This is a genomic window from Pseudomonas viridiflava (genome assembly GCF_900184295.1).
Classification (GTDB): domain Bacteria; phylum Pseudomonadota; class Gammaproteobacteria; order Pseudomonadales; family Pseudomonadaceae; genus Aquipseudomonas; species Aquipseudomonas viridiflava.
The window spans coordinates 4,583,498-4,604,775 of the sequence record NZ_LT855380.1 but is presented as its reverse complement, the minus strand read 5'-3'; the positions used below and the strand labels follow the sequence as shown (position 1 = coordinate 4,604,775).

17 protein-coding genes and 2 pseudogenes are annotated in these 21,278 nt (G+C 59.2%); 12 read left to right on the top strand and 7 right to left on the bottom strand.

The features are described 5' to 3' along the window. The first annotated feature begins 84 nt into the window (after window positions 1-84). From der to CFBP1590_RS20635, 4 genes are all read left to right on the top strand, one after another. Window positions 85-1,554 (top strand): ribosome biogenesis GTPase Der, encoded by a 1,470-nt coding sequence (gene der / locus CFBP1590_RS20650; protein ID WP_004878760.1) that lies wholly within the window; start codon window positions 85-87, stop codon window positions 1,552-1,554. 120 nt (window positions 1,555-1,674) lie between these two features. Continuing rightward, the gene (locus CFBP1590_RS20645) at window positions 1,675-2,823 is read left to right on the top strand and encodes a pyridoxal phosphate-dependent aminotransferase (protein ID WP_088235830.1); all 1,149 of its coding nucleotides are present in this window, start codon (window positions 1,675-1,677) and stop codon (window positions 2,821-2,823) included. Further along, a complete protein-coding gene (locus tag CFBP1590_RS20640) occupies window positions 2,811-3,602 on the top strand; it encodes an amidohydrolase (protein WP_088235829.1) in 792 nt (263 codons plus the stop codon). The genes CFBP1590_RS20645 and CFBP1590_RS20640 overlap by 13 nt, the downstream gene beginning before the upstream one ends. A 57-nt stretch (window positions 3,603-3,659) precedes the next feature. Further along, the gene (locus CFBP1590_RS20635; RefSeq protein WP_029241765.1) at window positions 3,660-4,091 is read left to right on the top strand and encodes a hypothetical protein; all 432 of its coding nucleotides are present in this window, start codon (window positions 3,660-3,662) and stop codon (window positions 4,089-4,091) included. 92 nt (window positions 4,092-4,183) lie between these two features. Here CFBP1590_RS20635 and CFBP1590_RS20630 read toward each other — a convergent pair whose 3' ends face one another. Both CFBP1590_RS20630 and leuA read right to left on the bottom strand, forming a co-directional pair. After that, entirely contained in the window at window positions 4,184-5,053 is an 870-nt protein-coding gene (locus CFBP1590_RS20630) for an oxaloacetate decarboxylase (protein ID WP_004878768.1), read from the bottom strand. Window positions 5,054-5,418: 365 nt separating this feature from the next. Then, entirely contained in the window at window positions 5,419-7,089 is a 1,671-nt protein-coding gene (gene leuA / locus CFBP1590_RS20625) for a 2-isopropylmalate synthase (protein WP_029241766.1), read from the bottom strand. Between the two features lie 339 nt (window positions 7,090-7,428). On the opposite strand from leuA, the gene CFBP1590_RS20615 reads away from it, so the two are divergent. Then, window positions 7,429-7,755: a hypothetical protein gene (locus tag CFBP1590_RS20615; RefSeq protein ID WP_143517771.1), complete on the top strand. Its 327-nt coding sequence runs from the start codon at window positions 7,429-7,431 to the stop codon at window positions 7,753-7,755. A 263-nt stretch (window positions 7,756-8,018) separates the two neighbouring features. Here the strand turns inward: CFBP1590_RS20615 and CFBP1590_RS20610 are convergent, their stop codons facing one another. Further along, entirely contained in the window at window positions 8,019-8,843 is an 825-nt protein-coding gene (locus CFBP1590_RS20610; protein WP_088235828.1) for a peptidoglycan DD-metalloendopeptidase family protein, read from the bottom strand. 7 nt (window positions 8,844-8,850) lie between these two features. Further along, window positions 8,851-10,230, bottom strand: coding sequence for an exodeoxyribonuclease VII large subunit (gene xseA, locus CFBP1590_RS20605; protein WP_162864117.1), 1,380 nt, complete (start codon window positions 10,228-10,230; stop codon window positions 8,851-8,853). A gap of 191 nt (window positions 10,231-10,421) precedes the next feature. Between xseA and CFBP1590_RS20600 the strand changes: the two genes are divergently transcribed. The 4 genes from CFBP1590_RS20600 to guaA all read left to right on the top strand — a co-directional run bounded on the left by CFBP1590_RS20600 (window position 10,422) and on the right by guaA (window position 15,074). After that, the gene (locus CFBP1590_RS20600) at window positions 10,422-11,201 is read left to right on the top strand and encodes a sulfite exporter TauE/SafE family protein (RefSeq protein WP_167383100.1); all 780 of its coding nucleotides are present in this window, start codon (window positions 10,422-10,424) and stop codon (window positions 11,199-11,201) included. Between the two features lie 76 nt (window positions 11,202-11,277). Further along, on the top strand, window positions 11,278-11,826 hold the full coding sequence (locus CFBP1590_RS20595; RefSeq protein WP_088235827.1) for a sugar ABC transporter ATPase: 549 nt from the start codon (window positions 11,278-11,280) through the stop codon (window positions 11,824-11,826). 95 nt (window positions 11,827-11,921) lie between these two features. Beyond that, a complete protein-coding gene (gene guaB, locus CFBP1590_RS20590) occupies window positions 11,922-13,391 on the top strand; it encodes an IMP dehydrogenase (protein WP_088235826.1) in 1,470 nt (489 codons plus the stop codon). 105 nt (window positions 13,392-13,496) lie between these two features. Further along, window positions 13,497-15,074 carry a glutamine-hydrolyzing GMP synthase gene (guaA, locus tag CFBP1590_RS20585; RefSeq protein ID WP_004878783.1) on the top strand — a complete coding sequence of 526 codons (1,578 nt, stop codon included), beginning with the start codon at window positions 13,497-13,499 and terminating at the stop codon, window positions 15,072-15,074. Between the two features lie 430 nt (window positions 15,075-15,504). Here guaA and CFBP1590_RS20575 read toward each other — a convergent pair whose 3' ends face one another. Together CFBP1590_RS20575 and CFBP1590_RS20570 are read right to left on the bottom strand one after the other, a co-directional pair. Continuing rightward, complete coding sequence (locus CFBP1590_RS20575; RefSeq protein WP_043303210.1) at window positions 15,505-16,368, bottom strand: type I methionyl aminopeptidase; 864 nt, start codon at window positions 16,366-16,368, stop codon at window positions 15,505-15,507. Between the two features lie 379 nt (window positions 16,369-16,747). Beyond that, window positions 16,748-17,101 (bottom strand): annotated as a pseudogene (locus tag CFBP1590_RS20570) (autotransporter outer membrane beta-barrel domain-containing protein); the annotation flags it as partial. A 100-nt stretch (window positions 17,102-17,201) separates the two neighbouring features. Between CFBP1590_RS20570 and CFBP1590_RS20565 the strand changes: the two are divergent. The 3 genes and pseudogenes from CFBP1590_RS20565 (at window position 17,202) to tadA (ending at window position 19,685) form a co-directional block, all read left to right on the top strand. Next, window positions 17,202-17,603 carry a hypothetical protein gene (locus CFBP1590_RS20565; protein ID WP_088235824.1) on the top strand — a complete coding sequence of 134 codons (402 nt, stop codon included), beginning with the start codon at window positions 17,202-17,204 and terminating at the stop codon, window positions 17,601-17,603. A gap of 206 nt (window positions 17,604-17,809) precedes the next feature. Further along, window positions 17,810-19,182: pseudogene (locus CFBP1590_RS20560) on the top strand (multicopper oxidase family protein). Beyond that, the gene (tadA, locus tag CFBP1590_RS20555) at window positions 19,182-19,685 is read left to right on the top strand and encodes a tRNA adenosine(34) deaminase TadA (RefSeq protein WP_088235823.1); all 504 of its coding nucleotides are present in this window, start codon (window positions 19,182-19,184) and stop codon (window positions 19,683-19,685) included. The pseudogene CFBP1590_RS20560 and the gene tadA overlap by 1 nt, the downstream one beginning before the upstream one ends. Here tadA and mltF read toward each other — a convergent pair. Continuing rightward, window positions 19,682-21,172 carry a membrane-bound lytic murein transglycosylase MltF gene (gene mltF / locus CFBP1590_RS20550; protein ID WP_088235822.1) on the bottom strand — a complete coding sequence of 497 codons (1,491 nt, stop codon included), beginning with the start codon at window positions 21,170-21,172 and terminating at the stop codon, window positions 19,682-19,684. The two genes, tadA and mltF, sit on opposite strands and share 4 nt — an antisense overlap. Between the last annotated feature and the right edge of the window lie 106 nt (window positions 21,173-21,278).

Below are 21,278 nucleotides of genomic sequence, written 5' to 3'. Positions count from 1 at the left end.
GGTGCCCTCGGGCGCCGCTCCGAACTCCGGCCGCTGCCCTGCAGCGGCTTTTGTATTTTCTGAAATAACGAAGTGGAGAGCCTAATGGTTCCCGTAATCGCCCTGGTGGGTCGACCGAACGTCGGCAAGTCCACCATGTTCAACCGCCTGACCAGGACCCGCGACGCTATTGTCGGCGATCTGTCCGGTCTTACCCGTGATCGCCAATACGGAGAGGCGAAGTGGCAGGGGCGCTCCTATATTCTGATCGACACCGGCGGTATCTCCGGTGACGAGCATGGCATGGACGAAAAGATGGCCGAGCAGTCGCTGCTGGCCATTGAAGAAGCCGATGTGGTGCTGTTTCTGGTAGACGCCCGTGCAGGCTATACCGCTGCCGATCAGATGATTGGCGAGCACCTGCGCAAACGTAACAAGCGTTCCTACGTGGTCGCCAACAAGATCGATAACATCGACGAGAACCTGGCCCGTGCCGAGTTCAGCCCGATGGGTCTGGGTGACGCCATTCCGGTGGCCGGTGCCCATGGTCGCGGCATCTCGCAGATGCTGGAAATCGCCCTGCGCGAATTCCCGCGCGATGAAGATGACCAGGAAGACGCTGAAGTCGAAGAAGTCGCCGAAGGTCAGGAAGCCAAGCGCATTCCCGGCCCCAGCGAAAAGGACGGCATCAAGATCGCGATCATTGGTCGCCCCAACGTCGGTAAGTCGACGCTGGTCAACCGTATGCTTGGTGAAGACCGGGTTATCGTCTATGACGAGCCGGGCACCACGCGCGACAGTATCTACATTCCCTTCGAGCGTAACGAAGAGAAGTACACGCTGATCGACACCGCCGGTGTGCGCAAGCGCGGCAAGATCCACGAGGAAGTCGAAAAGTTCTCGGTGGTCAAGACGCTGCAGGCCATCAAGGACGCCAACGTGGTGATCTTCGTGATGGATGCCCGTGAGGGTGTCGTCGATCACGACCTCAACCTGTTGGGCTTTGCGCTGGAAGCCGGTCGCGCACTGGTCATCGCACTGAACAAGTGGGACGGCATGACACCGGGCGAGCGTGACTACGTGAAGGTCGAGCTGGAACGTCGTCTGTTCTTCGTCGATTTCGCGGACATTCACTTCATCTCGGCCTTGCACGGCACCGGCGTGGGCAACCTGTATCAGTCGGTACAGAACTCGTTCAAGTCGGCAGTGACCCGCTGGCCGACCAGCCGCCTGACCCAGATTCTCGAAGACGCCGTCAGCGAGCACGCGCCGCCGATGGTCGGCAGCCGCCGCATCAAGCTGCGTTACGCTCACCTGGGTGGCGCCAACCCGCCGCTGATCGTTATTCACGGTAACCAGGTCGAGAAGGTCCCGAAATCCTACGTCCGTTATCTGGAAAACACCTATCGTCGCGTGCTCAAGCTGGTCGGTACGCCGATCCGTATCGAGTTCAAGGGCGGCGAGAACCCGTACGAAGGCAACAAGAACACGCTGACTGACCGTCAGGTCAACAAGAAGCGTCGGATGATGTCGCACCACAAGAAAGCCGACAAGAAGCGCCGCGACAAGCGTTGAATCGTCTGTAGGAAATGTACGAAAAAGGCACCTCTGGTGCCTTTTTTTATGCGCGCTCCATGGGCTATCCTGCCTGACCCGTGCCGTCGTGGTGCCGGGGGATTGCAGGGAAAGGGCTCCATGATCGACAGCAAGCTGCCTAATGTGGGCACCACCATTTTCACCGTCATGTCTCAACTGGCTGCCGAAACCGGCGCCATCAACCTGTCTCAGGGCTTTCCCGATTTCGATGGCCCGCAGGCGCTGCGCGATGCGGTGTGCCGTCATGTCATGCAGGGTCACAATCAGTATTCACCTATGACCGGTCTGCCCGCGCTTCGTCAACAGGTCGCGGCCAAGATCGCCCGCAGCTATGGGCGCACCGTCAGCCCGGAGACTGAAATTACCATCACGCCCGGCGCGACCCAGGGCATCTTCTGTGCGATCCAGACGGTCATCCGTCCCGGCGACGAAGTGATCATTTTCGATCCGTGCTACGACAGCTACGAGCCTGCGGTCGAACTGGCGGGCGGGCGCTGCGTCCACGTGCAGTTGGGGCTTGATGATTTTTCCATCGACTGGCAGAAACTTACCGACGCGCTCAGCCCGCGCACGCGAATGATCGTCATCAACAGCCCGCACAACCCAAGCGGTGCGTTGATCAGTCGTGCCGAGCTGGATCGGCTGGCAGCGCTGATTGCCGGGCGAGATATCTATCTGCTCAGTGACGAGGTGTACGAACATCTGGTCTTCGACGGTCAGCGGCACGTGAGCGTGCTGGATCACGAGGAGCTGTATCAGCGGGCGTTCGTTGTGAGTTCGTTCGGCAAGACCTATCACGTCACTGGCTGGAAAACCGGCTATGTGGTCGCGCCGCCTGCGTTGACCGCCGAGATGCGCAAGGTCCACCAGTACGTAAGCTTCTGCGGCGTGACCCCGCTGCAATTCGCGCTGGCCGACTTCATGGCTGAACACCCTGAGCATGTTGATGAACTGCCAGCGTTTTATCAGGCCAAGCGCGACTATTTCTGCGATCAGCTGCAAGCATCACGCTTCGCGTTCAAGCCGGTCGGCGGTACGTATTTTCAGTTGGTGGACTATTCGCAGATTCGTCCGGACCTCAATGATGTCGACATGGCGCTGTGGATGACCCGCGAGCATGGCGTGGCCAGCATCCCTATCTCCCTGTTTTATCAACGTCCGCCTGAAGGACAGCGATTGATCCGTTTGTGCTTCGCCAAGCAAGAGGAGACGCTGCGTCTGGCAGCGGAAAAACTATGCGCGATCTGAGTCAGTTGCCGAACCTGAGCCTTGCCTTGATCCAGACCACACTGGTCTGGCATGACCGGGACGCCAATCTCCAGCACTTCGAATCGCTGCTCAGCCAGGCGAAGGGCGCCGATCTGGTGATCCTGCCGGAGATGTTCACCACCGGCTTCTCGATGGAGTCCGAAGCGCTGGCGGAGCCCGAGGCGGGACCGACGTCCGAGTGGCTGCTGCAGCAAGCCAGGCGAATCAATGCAGTGATCACTGGCAGTGTGATCATTCGTGCGGCCGATGGCAGTCATCGTAACCGCCTGCTGTGGGCGCGCCCGGATGGCGAGCTGCTGCATTACGACAAGCGCCATCTGTTCCGCATGGCCGGGGAGCATGAGCACTACACGCCCGGCGAGCGCCAAGTGATGTTCGAGCTCAAGGGCTGGCGCATTCGTCCACTGATCTGCTACGACCTTCGTTTCCCGGTGTGGAGCCGTGACGCGCAGGACACCGACCTGCTGCTGTACACCGCCAACTGGCCGGGTGCTCGGCGCTTGCATTGGAACCGGCTGTTGCCTGCCCGGGCGATTGAAAACCTGTGTTATGTGGCCGCCGTCAATCGCATCGGCACCGACGGCAAGGGCTTCGCTTACACAGGTGACAGCCAGGTCCTGGATTTCCAGGGTGAGAGTCTGCTCGGCGCTGGCGAGGCCGATGGGGTGTTCCAGGCAACCCTCAGCGCGGCTGATCTTCAGGCCTATCGCACGCGTTTCCCGGCAGGATTGGACGCTGATTCATTTATTATCAATTAAATGCTTCAGAATGTTACGAGTCGGCCGATACCGTTCGCAGACAATCAGGAGATCGCCATGGTTACCATCAATACGTCCACGCTGAGCGCTTACCCGAACTCGCTGTCGTTAACAGTCAAGAATCAGGACGCGCAGACAGCTATTGCTACTGCCACCACGGACGATGATAAAAAGACCACGGAAGTGAATCTGGAAGGTGCTAAAGCAAACAGTGCGTCCGACGGCGGCAGCGTTGGAGGGTCAAGCAAAAGTGCGCTCGATTCAACCAAAGACAAAATCAAAGAGATGATCAAGCTGGCTCAGAAGCAGTTGGCTGAGCAGCAGGCTCAACTGGCTGCTGTTCAGGCCAGCCAAGGCACGCCTGACGAAAAGGCGATGAGGGCGATGGCTATCCAGACGCAGATCATGGCGACCAGCTCCAACCTGCAGACTCTTCAAGGTGCGTTGTTGCAGCTTGAGACTGAGGGTGGCGTGAAAACCACTGTCTGAAGCGCGTCTCGTGGACGATTCCACGAAACTCATATGAAAAAGCCTCCCTTTCTCAACGAGAGGGAGGCTTTTTCAGTTCAGCGCTACGGCGCCTACTCGTTCACGTTCATGAACTTCTTCGCCCACTCGACGTAGTCTTCAGGCTGGGTGTAAGTGTGGGTCAGCTCGGTCGCGCTCATGTTCGAGGTGCTGCCCAGAATCTGCCGCTGCTCGCGCAGGCAGTCATAAGTTGCCTTGATTGCCGCAAAGTACGCCGCATGTCCATGCACGCAGACGCGCACACCCATCTCGGCCAGACGGTCATTGTCATGCAGCTCCGGGTTGCCATAGGTGACCAGCATCAGCGGCACGGTCAGGCCTTCGGAGATCTGCGCCAGGTGATCAAAGTCGCGGATGCCGACGATGGTGATGCCGTCAGCGCCAGCGGCCTGGTACTGCTGCACACGGCTGATGGCTTCCTGAACCGGAATGATCGCTGCGTTGGTGCGGGCGAAGATCGACATTTCAGGATCGACGCGTGCTTCCAGCGCTGCGCGAATCTTGCCGACACCTTCTGCTGTGGAAATCAGGTCCGTCGATTTACGGCCAAACTGCGCGGGCAGCAAGGTGTCTTCAATGGTCAGCGCCGAGATGCCGGCACGTTCCAGTTCAGTGACAGTGCGCATGACGTTAAGGGCGTTGCCGTAACCATGGTCTGCGTCTGCAATGACGGGAAGCTGTGCGACACGGCCGATGCGCGTGGCCTGTTCGACGAACTCGCTGAGCGTGATCAGGGCGAAGTCGGGCGCTGCCAGTACTTGCAGCGAAGCGACCGAACCGCCAAGGATGCCGACTTCAAAGCCCAGGTCGGCGGCGATGCGCGCAGACATCGGGTCGAATACCGAAGCGGTGTGATAGCAGGATTTTGACGAGGTCAGCTCACGAAAGCTGCGGCGCAGGTCTTGATGGGAAGCCTTGGGCATAATCGCTCCAAATGTGATTGGATCAGCTCGGCGTTGACGACGCCAAAGCTGTTTTCAATGCACGGAAGGTCTGCCCGTGCATTTTCTTCGTCGGGGAAACAATGCAATAGTCGTCTTGGTTTTTATAGGAAGGTGGAGCGGGCAGGTCAATTGGGACGGGCATCTTCAGCCTATGAATGGCTGTTCGATTCAGGCCGGTCCAAGCCAAGGGCAGCATGCTACCACAGCGTCGAAAAAAAGATTATGCCGAAACTGACAGGGTCATGCGCACAATGGAATAGCCCTTGAGGGCGCGTAGCAGAGGCGGGAAGGGGGTGTCGGGTTGAAAGGGCAGCGGATCAGTGTCCGCTGCCACGTTCATTCACTCAGGCTGCTTTGGCTTGCGCCTGGCTCAGCGAGCGGTTCAGCGCGCTGAACAGTGCGCGGAAGCTGGCGGTGGTGATGTTTTCATCGATGCCCACGCCGTGTACCGCCTTGTCACCATTCACACGCAGCTCGATATAGGCAGCGGCCTTGGCCGTGGTGCCGGAACCGATGGCGTGTTCGTTGTAGTCCATGATTTCCACGGAAATCGGCAGACCGGCCACCAGTGCTTCCAGAGCGCCTTTGCCCTTGCCGCGCCAGTGCTGGGTTTCACCATCGACATGCACTTCGGCATCGACCGAGCTGTTGCCGTTCTCTTCCTGCAGCTTGTGGCTGATCAACGCGTAAGGTGTGTTGGCCTGCAGGTATTCACGACGCAGCAACGAGTGGATCTGCTCGGCAGTCATCTCAAGGCCCAGACGGTCTGTTTCACCCTGAACCACCTGGCTGAACTCGATCTGCATGCGGCGAGGCAGCGAGATGCCGTATTCCTGTTCCAGCAGGTAGGTGATGCCACCCTTGCCCGACTGGCTGTTGACGCGAATCACTGCCTCGTAGCTGCGACCGATATCGGCCGGGTCGATCGGCAGGTAAGGCACTTCCCACAACTCGCCTTCCTTCTGCTGAGTGAAGCCCTTGCGGATGGCATCCTGGTGCGAGCCGGAGAAGGCGGTGTGAACCAGGTCGCCCACGTAGGGGTGACGCGGGTGAACCGGAATCTGGTTGCACTCTTCGACGACCTTGCGCACACCGTCGATGTCCGAGAAGTCCAGCTCAGGGTGGATGCCCTGGGTGTAGAGGTTCAAGGCGACGGTGACCAGATCGACGTTACCGGTACGCTCGCCGTTGCCGAACAGGCAGCCTTCGACACGATCCGCGCCCGCCATCAGGCCCAGCTCGGTAGCGGCGACGCCGGTGCCACGGTCATTGTGGGTATGGAGGCTGATCAGTACGCTGTCACGGCGCGTGATATGACGGCCAAACCACTCGATCTGGTCGGCATAAATATTGGGTGTCGCTACTTCAACGGTTGCAGGCAGGTTCAGGATCACCTTGTTCTGAGGCGTCGGGTTCCAGACTTCGATCACCGCGTCGCAGACTTCCTTGGCGAACTCCAGTTCGGTCGCGCTGAACGTTTCGGGCGAGTACTGGAAGGTCCACTGGGTTTCAGGCTGTTGAGCGGCGTATTTGACGAACAGCTTGGCAGCATTGACCGCGATGTCCTTCACGCCGGCCTTGTCCTGGTTGAACACAATGCGGCGGAACGCCGGGCAGGTCGCGTTATACAAGTGAACAATGGCCTTCTTGGCACCGCGCAGCGATTCGAACGTACGGGCGATCAGGTCTTCACGCGCCTGGGTCAGCACCTGAATGGTGGTGTCATCCGGGATGTGGCCATCTTCGATCAGGGTGCGCACGAAGTCGAAATCAGTCTGCGAAGCGGACGGGAACGAGGCTTCGATTTCCTTGACGCCGACGCTGACCAACGTCTTCCAGAAGCGCAGCTTCTTGGCCGCATCCATAGGCTCGATCAGCGACTGGTTACCGTCACGCAGGTCGGAACTGCACCAGATCGGCGCCGCAGTGATGGTCTTCGAAGGCCAGGTGCGGTCAGGCAGATCAATGGTCGCAAACGCGCGGTACTTGTTCGAGGGATCTTTGAGCATGGTCATGTGGATAGTCCTTTGTACTTATAGGCCGGAAAGAGGCGGCCAACCGTTATCGCTAACTAAGGTCGAGGCACTGCAATCAAGCCCGGCAGTCGTGCACTGACCAGGCTGAGGCACCGATGTTGGCGCAACAGGAATAGGGTTGGAGAGGTTTTCATGAGGCCAACCGTAACCATTGGGGTCAACGATGGCAAGTACTTGAAAATAATTGGGATAAATTCTTGTTATCTTTGATTTTTGGCTTTTTTATCGCGTACTGAGTGTGTTTTTATCTGAGTTATTGTTGCCGGACATTGAAGTGCGCAAGATGCGCGTGCACATCTTTTGAGATCGGGGTGGATGATGAACGAGAAAGACTGGAAGCACCTGAGTGCGTTGCGAGAGGCAGCAGTAGAGCGGCTGTACGATCGCATATTCGAGAATCTGAAAATGGCCGTTCAGGCGGATGACAAAACCGGACGTGAGAAAGTATTCGGTGCCAAGCAGGCTATCGACGCGGGATTGGAAGAGGTGAGATACACCTTTGATTCGCTCCGGCACTCTCGCTCCAATGCCAATATCATTCTATTGGCAATGGTGAACGCAGAGTTGGTCACCGAGCAGGAGATGGCGAGCTTCAGTGAGGACGTCCAGCAACATATCTCGAGTATCCTGAATGACCCGCTTTGACGGTGCGGCAAGTTTTGCTCTCATCGTTACACACAAGTCGCAACGCGCATCTGGAACGGGCACTATTTCGGCCGTGGGAGCGGGCCGAGCGGCGTTCCGTTTGTCCGCGAAAAGGCCGGTACATCCGACGCATATGCGGTGGCTGAAATACTGCATTCGCGGACAAGTCCGCTCCCACGGGTTTGCTGCGCGACAGCGCTACGTCGAAGACGTGGTGGCGCCTCCTACAGCCTTATGCAGGGCGTAGATCTGTTCTCTGCGGTTCAGGGTTGAAACGCACCGATAAAGATCGCCGGATCAACGCGGGAATCGTTCAGGCTGACGTTCCAGTGCATGTGCGGACCTGTTGCGCGGCCGGTTGCGCCTACTTCGCCAACGACACCGCCACGCGGTACGAGATCACCCTGTTTCACGCTGATCTTCGACATGTGGCAGAACATGCTGATAAAGCCCTGACCGTGATCGACGAACACGGTATTGCCATTGAAGAAGTAATCGCCAATCAGGATGACCTTGCCAGCAGCCGGTGATTTGATCGGCGTGCCCGCAGGTACCGCGAAGTCTAGACCGGCGTGCGGGTTGCGTTCTTCGCCATTGAAGAAGCGGCGGACCCCGAACTTGCTCGACAGCGGACCGTTGACCGGCTTGTCGAGGATCAGGTTGCTCGGCGTGCCGGGGCTGAAACTGCGGTAGGCGCGGATCTGTTCGGCCAGTTCGCCTTCGATGCGCTTGTTGTCTTCAGGGTTCGGATTGACCTGACGCTTGTTCTTCAGGGTGATGCGCTGCTCCGGGTATTTTTTGCTACCGACAGTGAAACTCAGCGAACGGCCGCCCGAGGCGATCTGCTCTGTGCCCGGTTTGACAGTCAGCGGAATGCCGACAATCGCCAGCCAGCGTGTGCCTTGTTCTTTAACCACCAGCACCCGCTTGCCTTGATAGGTCGCGGTCGGTGCCTGTGCGCCAGTGCCCAGATCGATGACGGCGACGCCGCCGGGAACGGGCTTGTTCAGCGCGCGGGTGATGAAGCTGTCGGCCTGAGCAGGCAGGCACAGCAGCAGAGCGAACAGCGGGGCGATAAAACGTAGCATCAGGCAGTCAGTCCAGAAGGGAAAGGGTCACGGGTGTCAGGTGATTGTCCTCGACCCGTACCTGCAACTCGCCTTCACCGAGCTTTGCAGTCAGGCGTTGGCCGGGTCGGGTTTGTGCGGCATTGCGGATCGCGTGACCGCGTTCGTCGAGCAGAATGCTGTAACCGCGACCCAAGGTAGCGAGCGGGCTGACCACGTTCAGGGTCTGCATCTGGCTTTGCAGCTGCAGCTTGCGGGCTTTGATCTGTTCGCGGATGGCGCGGGGCAGGCGCTCGGCCAGCACGTCCAGACGCTGGCGCAGGAATGCCAGCGTGCGCCCCGGATGCTGGGCGGCAAGACGGCTTTCCATATGGGCCAGACGTACCTGACGCTTGTGCATGCCTTGCTCGAAGGCGCGGCGCATGCGCATATCCAGGTCATCGAGACGCTGGGATTGCTGGCGCAGACGTTCGCCGGGATGACGAAGGCGTCGGGAAATCCCTTCAAGGCGCAGGCGTTCGCGCATCAGACGATCCTGCATGCGGCTGACGAGCCGGCGATGCAGGTTGTCCACGCGACGGTGCAGGTCGCTGGAATCGGGAGCCAGCAGCTCGGCTGCGGCGGACGGCGTCGGTGCACGTACGTCAGCCACAAAGTCACTGATCGACACGTCGGTCTCATGTCCGACTGCGCTGACGATCGGCGTTACGCAGGCGTCGATTGCGCGGGCCACGGCTTCTTCGTTGAAGCACCACAGGTCTTCCAGCGATCCGCCACCACGAGCCAGAATCAGCGCGTCAAAGCCACGGGAATCAGCCAGCTTGATGGCGCGGACGATCTGGTTGATGGCTTCGCGGCCCTGAACGGCAGTCGGGATCAGGGTCAGCTCGACACGCGGTGCGCGACGGCGAAACACGCTGATGATGTCGCGAATCACTGCTCCGGTCGGCGAACTGATGATGCCGATACGCTGCGGATGCAAGGGCAGGGCGACCTTGCGTTCGGCGCTGAACAGACCTTCATCGCTGAGCTTGGCTTTCAGCGCATCGAACGCCAGACGCAACGCACCGTCACCGGCAGGCTCCACGGTGTCGAGTATCAACTGATAGTCGCCTCGACCCTCGAACAGCGACACCTTGCCGCGTACCTTGACCTGCAGACCGTCCTTGAGCGCCTGGCGCACGCGCGCTGCACTCTGGCGAAACAGCGCGCAACGCACCTGCGCGCCCGAGTCCTTCAGGGTGAAGTACACATGGCCCGAGGCGGGGCGCGAGAGGTTGGAAATCTCGCCCTCGACCCAGATGCTGCTGAACACATCCTCCAGCAACACCCGCGCACGGCCGTTGAGCTGGCTGACAGTAAGGACTTCCCGGTCGAGGCCGAGTCTTGCGAAAGGGTCTTTGATCATGTCGGGCATCATAAAGGCAATGCCGGTCGAGCGCACGAGGTCTGCGCCCTCACGCTGATCGTTCCGCACGCTCTGCGTGGGAATGCCGCCCAGGACGCTCCGCGTCCGTTCTCTCAGGCAACCCTGAACGTGAAGGCGACACGTCGGCGTCTTTGCTAAAGTCCTTTCATTCCCTCCAGAAAGGAAGCGTCGTGGGCGATATCGGGGTGTTCGCAGCATTCTCTCAACTGGGATTCACGCCGCTCGACTGGCTGATCATCGAGCTCAGCGTGGCCGCCGCTTATATCGTCTTCGGCATCGCCGGTTTCGGCACGGCACTGGTGGCAGGTCCCATCCTGATTCACTTCATGCCGCTGTCACGCATCATTCCGCTGCTGGTCATGCTCGACTTCCTCGCCGCCTTCGGCAATCTGCTGCCGTCCCGCCAGTCCGTAGTCAAATCCGAACTGATGCGCCTGCTTCCTTGTATGGCAGTGGGCTGCACGCTGGGTGTGCTGTTTCTGCTCAATCTGCAGTCCGATCTTCTGCTTCTATTAATGGGCATCTTTGTCACGGCCTATGCGCTGTACAGTCTGGCAGTCAAGGTTCGGCCGACTCAGCTGACCGCAGGCTGGGCCATTCCCATGGGCACCCTCGGCGGGCTGTTCGGTGCGTTGTTTGGCAGCGGCGGCTTTTTATATGCGATTTACCTCAACAGCCGCCTGACGTCCAAAGAACAGGCGCGGGCCACGCAAAGTGCACTGATCAGCTGTAGCACCATCGTGCGCCTGAGCCTGTTTCTGATCGCTGGTGTCTACGCCGACATCCCGCTGCTGGTGCTCGGTGTCTGCCTGTTGCCCGTGATGCTGCTCGGCTCTTGGGTGGGGAGGGCGCTGACCAAACGCTTGTCCCGCGAAACCTTCGTGCGTCTGGTGACGTGGCTGGTGCTGGTCAGCGGCATCGCCCTGATTGGCCGCTACATCGCGGGCTGAATGCGAATTTCACGCTTGACCTGAAACCATGGCCGATTAAGCTGCGGCCTCAATCCGTTTCAAGCGACACACTGTCATGAACACCCAAAGCATCATCGTCCCGCAAATCTCTACCTTCCCGGCCCACGAAGCCAGAGCGCGCCTCATCCTGCGCTGGCTGATCAAACTCAACGTGGTCGAGCCGGAGCTGACCACCTGCGGACGCGCTGGCAACAAAATGGCCTATGCCGTGGCGCCGGGTGCCAGACGTGTGGTGCAGAACCCTGAGGCGTTGCCGTTTGGGCAAGTCGTCAATGGCCTGGAGATCGTGACCAAGCGCTGCATCTTCACGCCCCTCAATAATTTCGCCGAAGAAGCCGGTTGCCCTGAATGCCGCCGCGAAATCGGCGAAGCGCTGTTCGACAGCCTCGAAGACTGGATGCCCGGTCACACCGACAACTTCACCTGCCCTGAATGCCGCCATGAAGACGACATCAACGGCTTTCTGTTTCTGGATGCCTGCGGTTTTTCCAACCTGGGATTCATCTTCAACAACTGGCTGGACGCGTCCTTCACCCAGACCTTTCTCGACGACTTCGCCGAACGTCTGGATCGCCCGGTGTCCTTCGTAAAGGTGCGTCTATAAACGGCTTCAATAATAGACTGAGGTTTACATTGAGCCGGGCGGGGTGTGTGGGTATAATGGCGCGCTTCCAATTTTCCCGCCCGGGAGCCCCCGCGATGCTGCGTATCAGTCAAGAAGCCCTTACATTCGACGACATTCTCCTTGTGCCCGGTTATTCCGAGGTACTGCCCAACGAAGTCAGTCTGAAAACCCGTTTGACCCGTGGCATCGAGCTGAATATTCCTTTGGTCTCCGCTGCAATGGACACCGTCACTGAGGCCCGTCTGGCAATTGCCATGGCTCAGGAAGGCGGTATCGGTATCATCCACAAGAACATGACCATCGAGCAGCAGGCTGCCGAAGTGCGCAAGGTCAAGAAGTTCGAGGCCGGTGTCGTCAAGGACCCGATCACGATCGAAGCCGACGCCACCGTTCGCGATCTGTTCGAACTCACCCGCATGCACAACATTTCCGGCGTACCCGTGCTGCATGATGGCGACCTGGTCGGCATCGTGACGTCCCGCGACGTACGTTTTGAAAACCGCCTTGATGTCCCTGTCCGCGAAGTGATGACGCCCAAAGAGCGTCTGGTCACCGTGCGCGAAGGCGCAGACAAGAACGAAGTGCGTGAACTGCTGCACAAGCACCGTCTGGAAAAAGTCCTTATCGTTGACGCGAATTTCGCGCTCAAGGGCATGATGACCGTCAAGGACATCGAAAAAGCCAAGGCCTATCCGCTGGCCAGCAAGGACGACCAGGGTCGTCTGCGTGTCGGCGCTGCAGTCGGCACCGGCAAAGACACCGGCGAGCGCGTTACCGCGCTGGTTGCCGCTGGGGTTGACGTAGTGGTTGTCGACACCGCGCACGGTCACTCCAAAGGCGTGATCGATCGCGTTCGCTGGGTCAAGGACAACTTCCCTGAAGTGCAGGTCATCGGCGGCAACATCGCCACCGGCGAAGCGGCCAAGGCGCTGGTCGCCGCTGGCGCTGACGCGGTCAAGGTCGGTATCGGCCCAGGCTCGATCTGCACCACCCGTATCGTTGCCGGTGTCGGCGTTCCACAGATCAGCGCCATCGCCAACGTTTCCGCTGCCCTTGAAGGCACCGGCGTTCCGATGGTCGCCGACGGCGGTATCCGCTTCTCCGGTGACCTGTCCAAGGCCATCGTGGCTGGCGCATCCTGCGTGATGATGGGTTCGATGTTTGCCGGTACTGAAGAAGCACCGGGCGAAATCGAACTGTTCCAGGGCCGTTCCTACAAGGCCTACCGCGGCATGGGTTCGCTGGGTGCAATGTCCCAGGCGCAAGGCTCGTCCGACCGCTACTTCCAGGACTCGTCCGCCGGTGCCGAAAAACTGGTGCCGGAAGGCATCGAAGGCCGTGTTGCCTACAAGGGCCCGCTGTCCGCCATCATCCATCAACTGATGGGCGGTCTGCGTTCCTCCATGGGTTACACCGGCAGCGCCACCATCGAAGAAATGCGCACCAAGCCTGAGTTCGTGCGCATCACCGGTGCCGGCATGGCTGAATCCCACGTCCACGACGTGCAGATCACCAAGGAAGCGCCGAACTATCGCGTTGGTTGATCCGGATTGCATCGTGGTTCACGCCGCGATGCAGCCCAGCAAGTTTCATAGCCGGGGCTGTTGACGCAGCCCCGTGTCGTTTCTGTTTTTTGACGAGATTGAGTCATGGCCCTCGACATTCACGCCCACCGTATCCTGATCCTCGACTTCGGTTCCCAGTACACCCAGCTGATCGCCCGCCGCGTGCGTGAAATCGGCGTGTACTGCGAACTGCATCCGTTCGACATGGACGACGAAGCGATTCGCGAATTCGCCCCGCGCGGCATCATCCTCGCCGGTGGCCCGGAATCCGTGCACGAAGCCAACAGCCCGCGCGCACCGCAGGCCGTGTTCGACCTCAACGTCCCGATCTTCGGCATCTGCTACGGCATGCAGACCATGGCTGAACAGCTGGGCGGCCGCGTTGCCGGTTCCGACCTGCGCGAGTTCGGTTATGCCCGCGTTGACGTCGTCGGCAAGAGCCGCATCCTCGACGGCATCGAAGACCACATCGACGCTGATGGCGTGTTCGGTCTCGACGTCTGGATGAGCCACGGCGACAAGGTCACCGAAATCCCGGACGGCTTCCACGTCCTGGCCAGCACCCCGAGCTGCCCGATCGCCGGCATGGCCGACGACACCCGTGGCTACTACGGCGTGCAGTTCCACCCGGAAGTGACCCATACCAAGCAGGGCGGTCGCATCCTGTCGCGCTTCATCCTCGACATCTGCGGCTGCGAAGCCCTTTGGACGCCGTCGCACATCGCCGACGACGCCATCGCCACCATCCGCGCTCAGGTCGGCACCGACAACGTTCTGCTGGGCCTGTCCGGCGGTGTTGACTCCTCCGTGGTCGCAGCCCTGCTGCACAAGGCCATCGGCGACCAACTGACCTGCGTCTTCGTCGACAACGGCCTGCTGCGTCTGCACGAAGGCGAGCAGGTCATGGCCATGTTCGCCGAGAACATGGGCGTCAAGGTCATCCGCGCCAACGCCGAAGAGCAGTTCCTGAACAACCTGGAAGGCGAGAGCGATCCAGAGAAGAAGCGCAAGATCATCGGCCGCACCTTCATCGACGTGTTCGATGCCGAATCCTGCAAGCTGGACAACATCAAGTACCTGGCCCAGGGCACCATCTACCCGGACGTGATCGAGTCGGCTGGCGCGAAAAGCGGCAAGGCGCACGTCATCAAGTCGCACCACAACGTGGGCGGCCTGCCGGAAGAAATGAACCTCAAACTGGTCGAACCCCTGCGCGAACTGTTCAAGGACGAAGTCCGCCGTCTGGGCCTCGAACTCGGCCTGCCGTACGACATGGTCTACCGCCACCCGTTCCCGGGCCCAGGCCTGGGCGTGCGCATCCTGGGTGAAGTGAAAAAGGAATACGCCGACCTGCTGCGTCGTGCCGACCACATCTTCATCGAAGAACTGCGCAAGGCCGACTGGTACCACAAAGTCAGCCAAGCCTTCGTCGTGTTCCAGCCCGTCAAATCGGTAGGCGTCGTCGGCGACGGCCGTCGCTACGCATGGGTCGTCGCACTGCGTGCCGTAGAAACCATCGACTTCATGACCGCACGCTGGGCACACCTGCCTTACGAGCTGCTGGAGACCGTGAGTGGCCGGATCATCAACGAGATCGAGGGTATTTCCCGCGTGACGTATGATGTGTCGAGCAAGCCGCCTGCGACGATTGAGTGGGAATGATTGGACGTCCGGCATTGCCGGGCACCAACTAGCAAGAAATGCCCTGGAGCCCGCGTAATTGCGGGCTTTTGGGTTTTTGGGTCTGGCAAATTCTGGCGGCTTTGTGCATCGCCACGTGCCGTGTTTATGTGGCTTGGTATGGGGTATACAAATAGGGGTGAACGTTTGTGTTTGCTGCGTCGCCAATGGCGTACATCTCACGGCTGCCAGAGTGCTACATCGATACCATTTCCCGGATCAGGAGCGCAGGCATGGTATCGAGAACGCTTGGCCGCGCAGGTTTCAGAAGTAGCTGTTTGTCGGTCCCGACGATCATGTCGGTACGGTAGATCAAACCGACCACGGCATTTTTATCGGCTGCGACCGGTCCACAGACTCCGTTTTTCGGTAAGCATACGAGCTCAGGCTGTGTTAAAGCACACATTGACACTCAGTCAATCAGTCTGCTAAGCGGTCGATGTCCATCTTGAGTTACCTCGACCATCGCCGAAAGCATCACGCTATCCGCGCCGTCCTGGGTAAGGACGGTCCAGAGTTCCGGTGGTTGGAACCGCACGCCGAAGGTTCCTGACTTCGCCACCACATAGACGTTTAGCACCTGACCGGCTTTCATCAGTGTTTCATCATTGACGGGGCTCTTATAACCGAGCACCTGAGGATTTTGAATCCGCATCTGGCCCATGGAGTATCCCACTAGCTCACGCACGGCCACCACTTGGTAGGCGTCAAGCTCCTGCTGAATGGCAGCGCCCACTTTAGACAACCGCTCGCCAGCCCGAATCTGGGCAATACCTTTTCGCAGCGCGCGTCGAGCTGTCATCAATAGTTGCTGCTGTTGTTCAGTTGCATTGGGGGTCGCGAATGTCCATGCCTGGGCTACATGTGCCTGTGGCGATGCAGCTACCAGCTCTACTTTCACAAGTGCAGCATCCGGAAATGGCGCGTCAGTAGGTGGGGCATTTGCCACTTGATGATTCACCGAAACCGACACCGCTTCTGGGTATCCCTTATAGCCCACTAACATCGGCCGCCAGCCATACTGCGAAAACTGCTTTAGTAAAAACTCTTGGATCGCTACACCGCTATCACCCCGGCGGATCATCGGTTTGACCTTAAGCAACATGTCACTGGCAAGGGGTGCTATCCGAGTCTCCTCAGCTAAAATCACCTCGCTATCCAGTTGACTAATCCTGGCCCCAAGCTCTCTGTTGCCTGCGGCGTAGCGGTCATATTTCGATTCTGTAGCAAAAGCACTTGTAAGAAAAAACAATGGAAGTAGTACGATCTTTTTCATGACGTGACGCCCTGAGCGTATTTTCAATGTCGCTAATCGTGTGCATGTAGGTGAGCTGGATCCATACCAGATCCAGGATAAGGAATGTCGATAGAGTATCGAAAAAATTTAGCCACGCTGACGTCAGCGGGAGCTGTTTGCGAAATGCGGTTATCGACAAATGCTGCACCGGCTCACAGGGCGTCCCTTTTAGTGATGCGCTATCGATGTCTTTCTCTCACTCACCGTTGATTCGTCGATGCTGCCTTCCTTGCACAGGTAGAGATTATCCGGCGAGAGTCCTGCGTCTTTCCACATACCCAGACTACGGGCTTTACCATAAGCCTGAAACAACAAAACCCGCATCGGCGGGCTTTGTTGTTTCACGCAAACACGTTGATCAGAAGTCGTAACGCACGTTCGCCGTGAAGGTGTCGGCGTCGAAACCGCTGCTGGTCAAGTAGTTGTAAGTCCCGCCCACGCTCCACGCGCCCACACGGTAGTTTGCGCCAAGTCCCAGCTCGTAGCTGTCGCGCGCCGGTGTGGCACCTGTGGTGGTGAAAGGGGTGCCGCCGAGCACGAAGGTGGAGGTGGTGCCGGCTTTGTCGCCGATGAAATCGTGCCAGGCCATCAGCTTGGCTTCCGGCTCCAGGCTACCCACGCCTACGTCAAAAGCGGCTGCCAGACGAGCGCCCAGGCCCATTTCGCCGATTTCGTAGCGCTGGCTACCGACGTTCAAAGCCGAGCCTCCGCCGCCTCTGGTTCCAGCCTATACGGTCCTGCGGCCGAAGCTGAGTTTCCCGCTACTGGTCTTTCCGGTGCTTTTACGCCAGGTGCCGTTAGGGTTGATCGCAATGTTGCTGCTGTTCATGGCGGTGTCACCCCAGGATCAGCAGAGCAAAGAGTGGGTTGTTGTCATGTTCGGCTCTGTGGTGATGGCGCTCATGGCATCGAGGGTTATCGTCGGCATCTACCAGCGTACGTCGCTCACGGTAGATCGGTCAGGTAACGCTGTGGTCGCAGGCGTTGAGCGCGCGTACCGGACGCCCCTTCGTGTGGTGATCAGTTGCGATTTCTCCCGCGTGCTCAGTTTTCGTACCTTTATCGTCTACGAGAATGGAAAACTGTTGGTGGCCTGTCATCACGACACGGTGCAGGACCGTGAGCACGCCCGCACCCTTGCAGCCTACCTGGGCGTGTCTGCTTACCACGAGAGCCGCTCTCAGGGACTCAGGAAGATCAGGGCGCCTGCCTGAACGTTTTGCCATGTTGTTTGCGTCTATCCTGCCGTCATCGAGCTGAACGACACGGGGCAGGGCGTCGCTGCTTCTCTGTTTTTAACAGCTCAGTGTTCGCGTTACTTCTTGACCCTTATCTTTCCCCAAATGCAGGTGTATCGTATTCGCCCCCGCGCACCGGCCCTCCGGACGCGCTCCCGTAGTCGTTTCGAGGTCTTCGCTTTATGTCCTTCACCCGCCGCCAAATCCTTACAGGCATCGCCGGTCTTGCCGTGGTCGGGCTGGGTGCGGGGGGGCTTCGCGTTATTGGCTGGGGCGTAAGGCGTCGGAAGCCGGTTCGGACTTCGTGTTGATCGCTGCGCCGCTGGACGTCGAGTTGGTTCCTGGCCACAAGACGCCTGCCTGGGCGTTTGGTGGTTCTGCGCCGGGGACGGAGTTGCGGGTGAGGCAAGGTGAGTGGCTGCGGTTACGGTTTATCAATCAGTTGCCGGTCGAGACGACGATTCATTGGCATGGCATTCGGTTGCCGTTGGAGATGGACGGTGTGCCGTATGTCTCGCAGTTGCCCGTCAAGCCGGGTGAGTATTTCGATTACAAGTTCCGGGTGCCGGACGCCGGTAGCTACTGGTATCACCCGCATGTCAGCAGCAGTGAAGAGCTGGGGCGTGGGCTGGTCGGGCCGTTGATCGTTGAAGAGCGTGAGCCGACCGGTTTCAGGCATGAGCGCACGGTCAGTCTGAAAAGCTGGCATGTGGACGAAGAGGGTGCGTTCACAGAGTTCAGCGTGTTGCGCGAGGCTGCGCGTGAAGGTACGGCGGGGCGGCTTTCGACGTTGAATGGTATTGCGCAGGCGGTCATTGAGTTGCCTGCCGGGCAGATTACCCGTGTGCGGCTGCTCAATCTCGACAATACCGTGACCTATCGCCTCAATCTGCCCGATGCCGAGGCGCAGATTTATGCGCTGGATGGCAATCCGGTCACGCCGCGTCCGTTTGGCGACGAGTACTGGCTTGGTCCGGGTATGCGGATCTGTCTGGCGATCAAGGCACCGACGGCTGGCGAGGAGATCTCGCTGCGTAACGGTCCGGTGCGGCTGGGCACGTTTCGTTCGGTCGCCAACAATGACGCGCCGGGCGAGTGGCCGCCGGAGTTGCCGGCCAATCCGGTTGCCGAGCCGGATCTGGAGCGCGCCGAGAAGATCAATTTCAATTTCGAGTGGGTGGGGTCTGTGTCGGTCAACACCGATAACGGCAAGCCGCCGAGCTTGTGGCAGATCAACGGCGAAGCCTGGGACATCACCGACAAAACCTGCGCGGATCGCCCGATTGCCAAGCTGAAGCTGGGTCAGAGCTACATTTTCGAATTGAAGAACATGACCCAGTACCAGCACCCGATTCACCTGCACGGCATGAGTTTCAAAGTGATTGCATCCAATCGGCGCAAGATCATTCCGTACTTTACCGATACTTTTCTGCTGGGTCGTAACGAGCGGGCGCGGGTGGCGCTGGTGGCCGATAACCCTGGCGTGTGGATGTTTCACTGCCATGTGATCGATCACATGGAAACCGGTCTCATGGCCGCCATCGAGGTGTCGTGATGCGCCAGCCACCGATTATCGATCGCAGCAACGATCAGTACTTCATGCGCGAGGCGCTGGCGCTGGCCGCCGAGGGTGCGCTGTTGGGTGAGGTGCCGGTGGGCGCTGTGGTCGTGCAGAACGGCGAGATCATTGGTCGTGGTTATAACTGCCCGATCAGTGGCAGCGACCCCAGCGCCCATGCCGAGATGGTTGCTATCAGGGAGGCTGCAAAGGCGGTGGACAATTATCGTCTGCCCGGCAGCACGCTCTATGTGACGCTTGAGCCGTGCAGTATGTGCGCGGGCCTGATCGTGCATTCCCGTGTGGCGCGTGTGGTCTACGGCGCGTTGGAGCCGAAGGCGGGCATCGTGCAGAGTCAGGGGCAGTTCTTCACCCAAGGGTTTCTCAACCATCGCGTATTGTTCGAAGGCGGTGTGCTGGGGGAGGAGTGCAGTGGGATGCTGAGCGAATTCTTCAGGTTGCGGCGTGCGGCTAAGGATGCTGAGAAGGGTAAGGCTTAGAGCGCGCTCTTGTCGTCGCTGGCGGCAGGTTCGGGGGTTGAGTCTGATGTCGGTTTGGTCTTGTCGACGCCGGGCACATGCAGATTACCCTCTGCGACCTGATCGCCTTCGAGCTGTGGCTGCGTGACCCAGGTCAGAATGTCGTAGTAGCGACGGATGTTGGCAACAAAATGTACCGGCTCACCGCCACGGGCATAGCCATAACGCGTTTTGCTGTACCACTTCTTCTGCGAAAGGCGCGGCAGCATTTTCTTCACGTCGAGCCATTTATTGGGGTTCAAACCCTCGCTCTCTGCCAGTTTGCGCGCATCTTCCAGGTGGCCGCTGCCTACGTTGTAGGACGCAAGAGCCAGCCAGGTGCGATCCGGCTCTTCTATCTTGTCGTCCAGTTGTTCCTTTACGTAGGCAAAGTACTTGGCTCCGCCCTGAATGCTCTGTCGTGCGTCCAGCCTATTGGTGACGCCCATGGCCTGCGCGGTGTTCTGGGTCAGCATCATCAGGCCGCGTACGCCAGTCTTGGACGTCACTGCAGGTTGCCACATCGATTCCTGATAGCCGATCGCCGCCAGCAGACGCCAGTCCACCTGCTCCTTCTTGGCGGACGACTGGAAGTGCTTCTCGTATTTGGGCAGGCGTTCCTGCAGATGCTGGGCGAAGGTGTACGCGCCGACATAACCCAGTACGTCGACATGGCCGTAGTAACGGTCTTTAAGACGCTGCAGGGTGCCGTTCTTCTCGACCTTGTCCAGATAGGCATTTATTTCGTTGAGCAAGCTGTTGTCTTCGCCCGGCCCCACAGCCCAGCGCTGTTCGCGGGCTTCACCCAGGTCGAAGGCGACGCGTACGTTGGGGAAGTAGACCTGGTTCATTGCCAGTTCGTTGGAATCGACCAGCGTGAGGTCAATCTGGCCTTCATCGACCATGCGCAGCAAGTCGACGACTTCTACCGCGTCGGATTCTTCGTATTCAATGCCGGGGTTCTGCACTTTCAGCGCGGCGAGCTGTTCGGCGTGGCTGCTGCCCTTGAGCACGACAATACGTTTGCCGACCAGATCACCCGCATCGGTCGGGCGTGACTGGCCGTTGCGATAGACGACCTGCGGCGTGACTCCAAGGTAAGAGTGGGAGAAGCGGGCCTGCTGCCTGCGCTTTTCCGTGTCGATCAGACCGGCGGCGCCCAGTACCGGGCCTCCCGGCTTGTTCATCTGGTCGAAAAGATCGTCCAGGTTGTCGGCGGTTTCGATCTTCAGTTCCACGCCCAGATCTTCGGCAAAGCGCTTCACCAGCTCGTATTCGAAGCCGGTTTCACCGTTGCGATCCTGAAAGTAGGTGGCCGGACTGTTGCGGGTGACCACGCGCAGCACACCGTCCTCCTTGACCCGCTCCAGTGTGTTGGGTTTATCCACACAGGCGCTGAGCATCAGGAAGAGTCCGGTTGCGATGAGCCACTTGGCGCAACGAGTGCGGAAATCGGGTCTGAAGAACATCGGTGCAGTATACGCAAAGCGCACCGGGCGCCATATCTCGACAGCGATGCTTGCGTCTGATAGGCAACGGCATTTTGATAGCATTTGTCGCGTTTTCGAAGGTGGA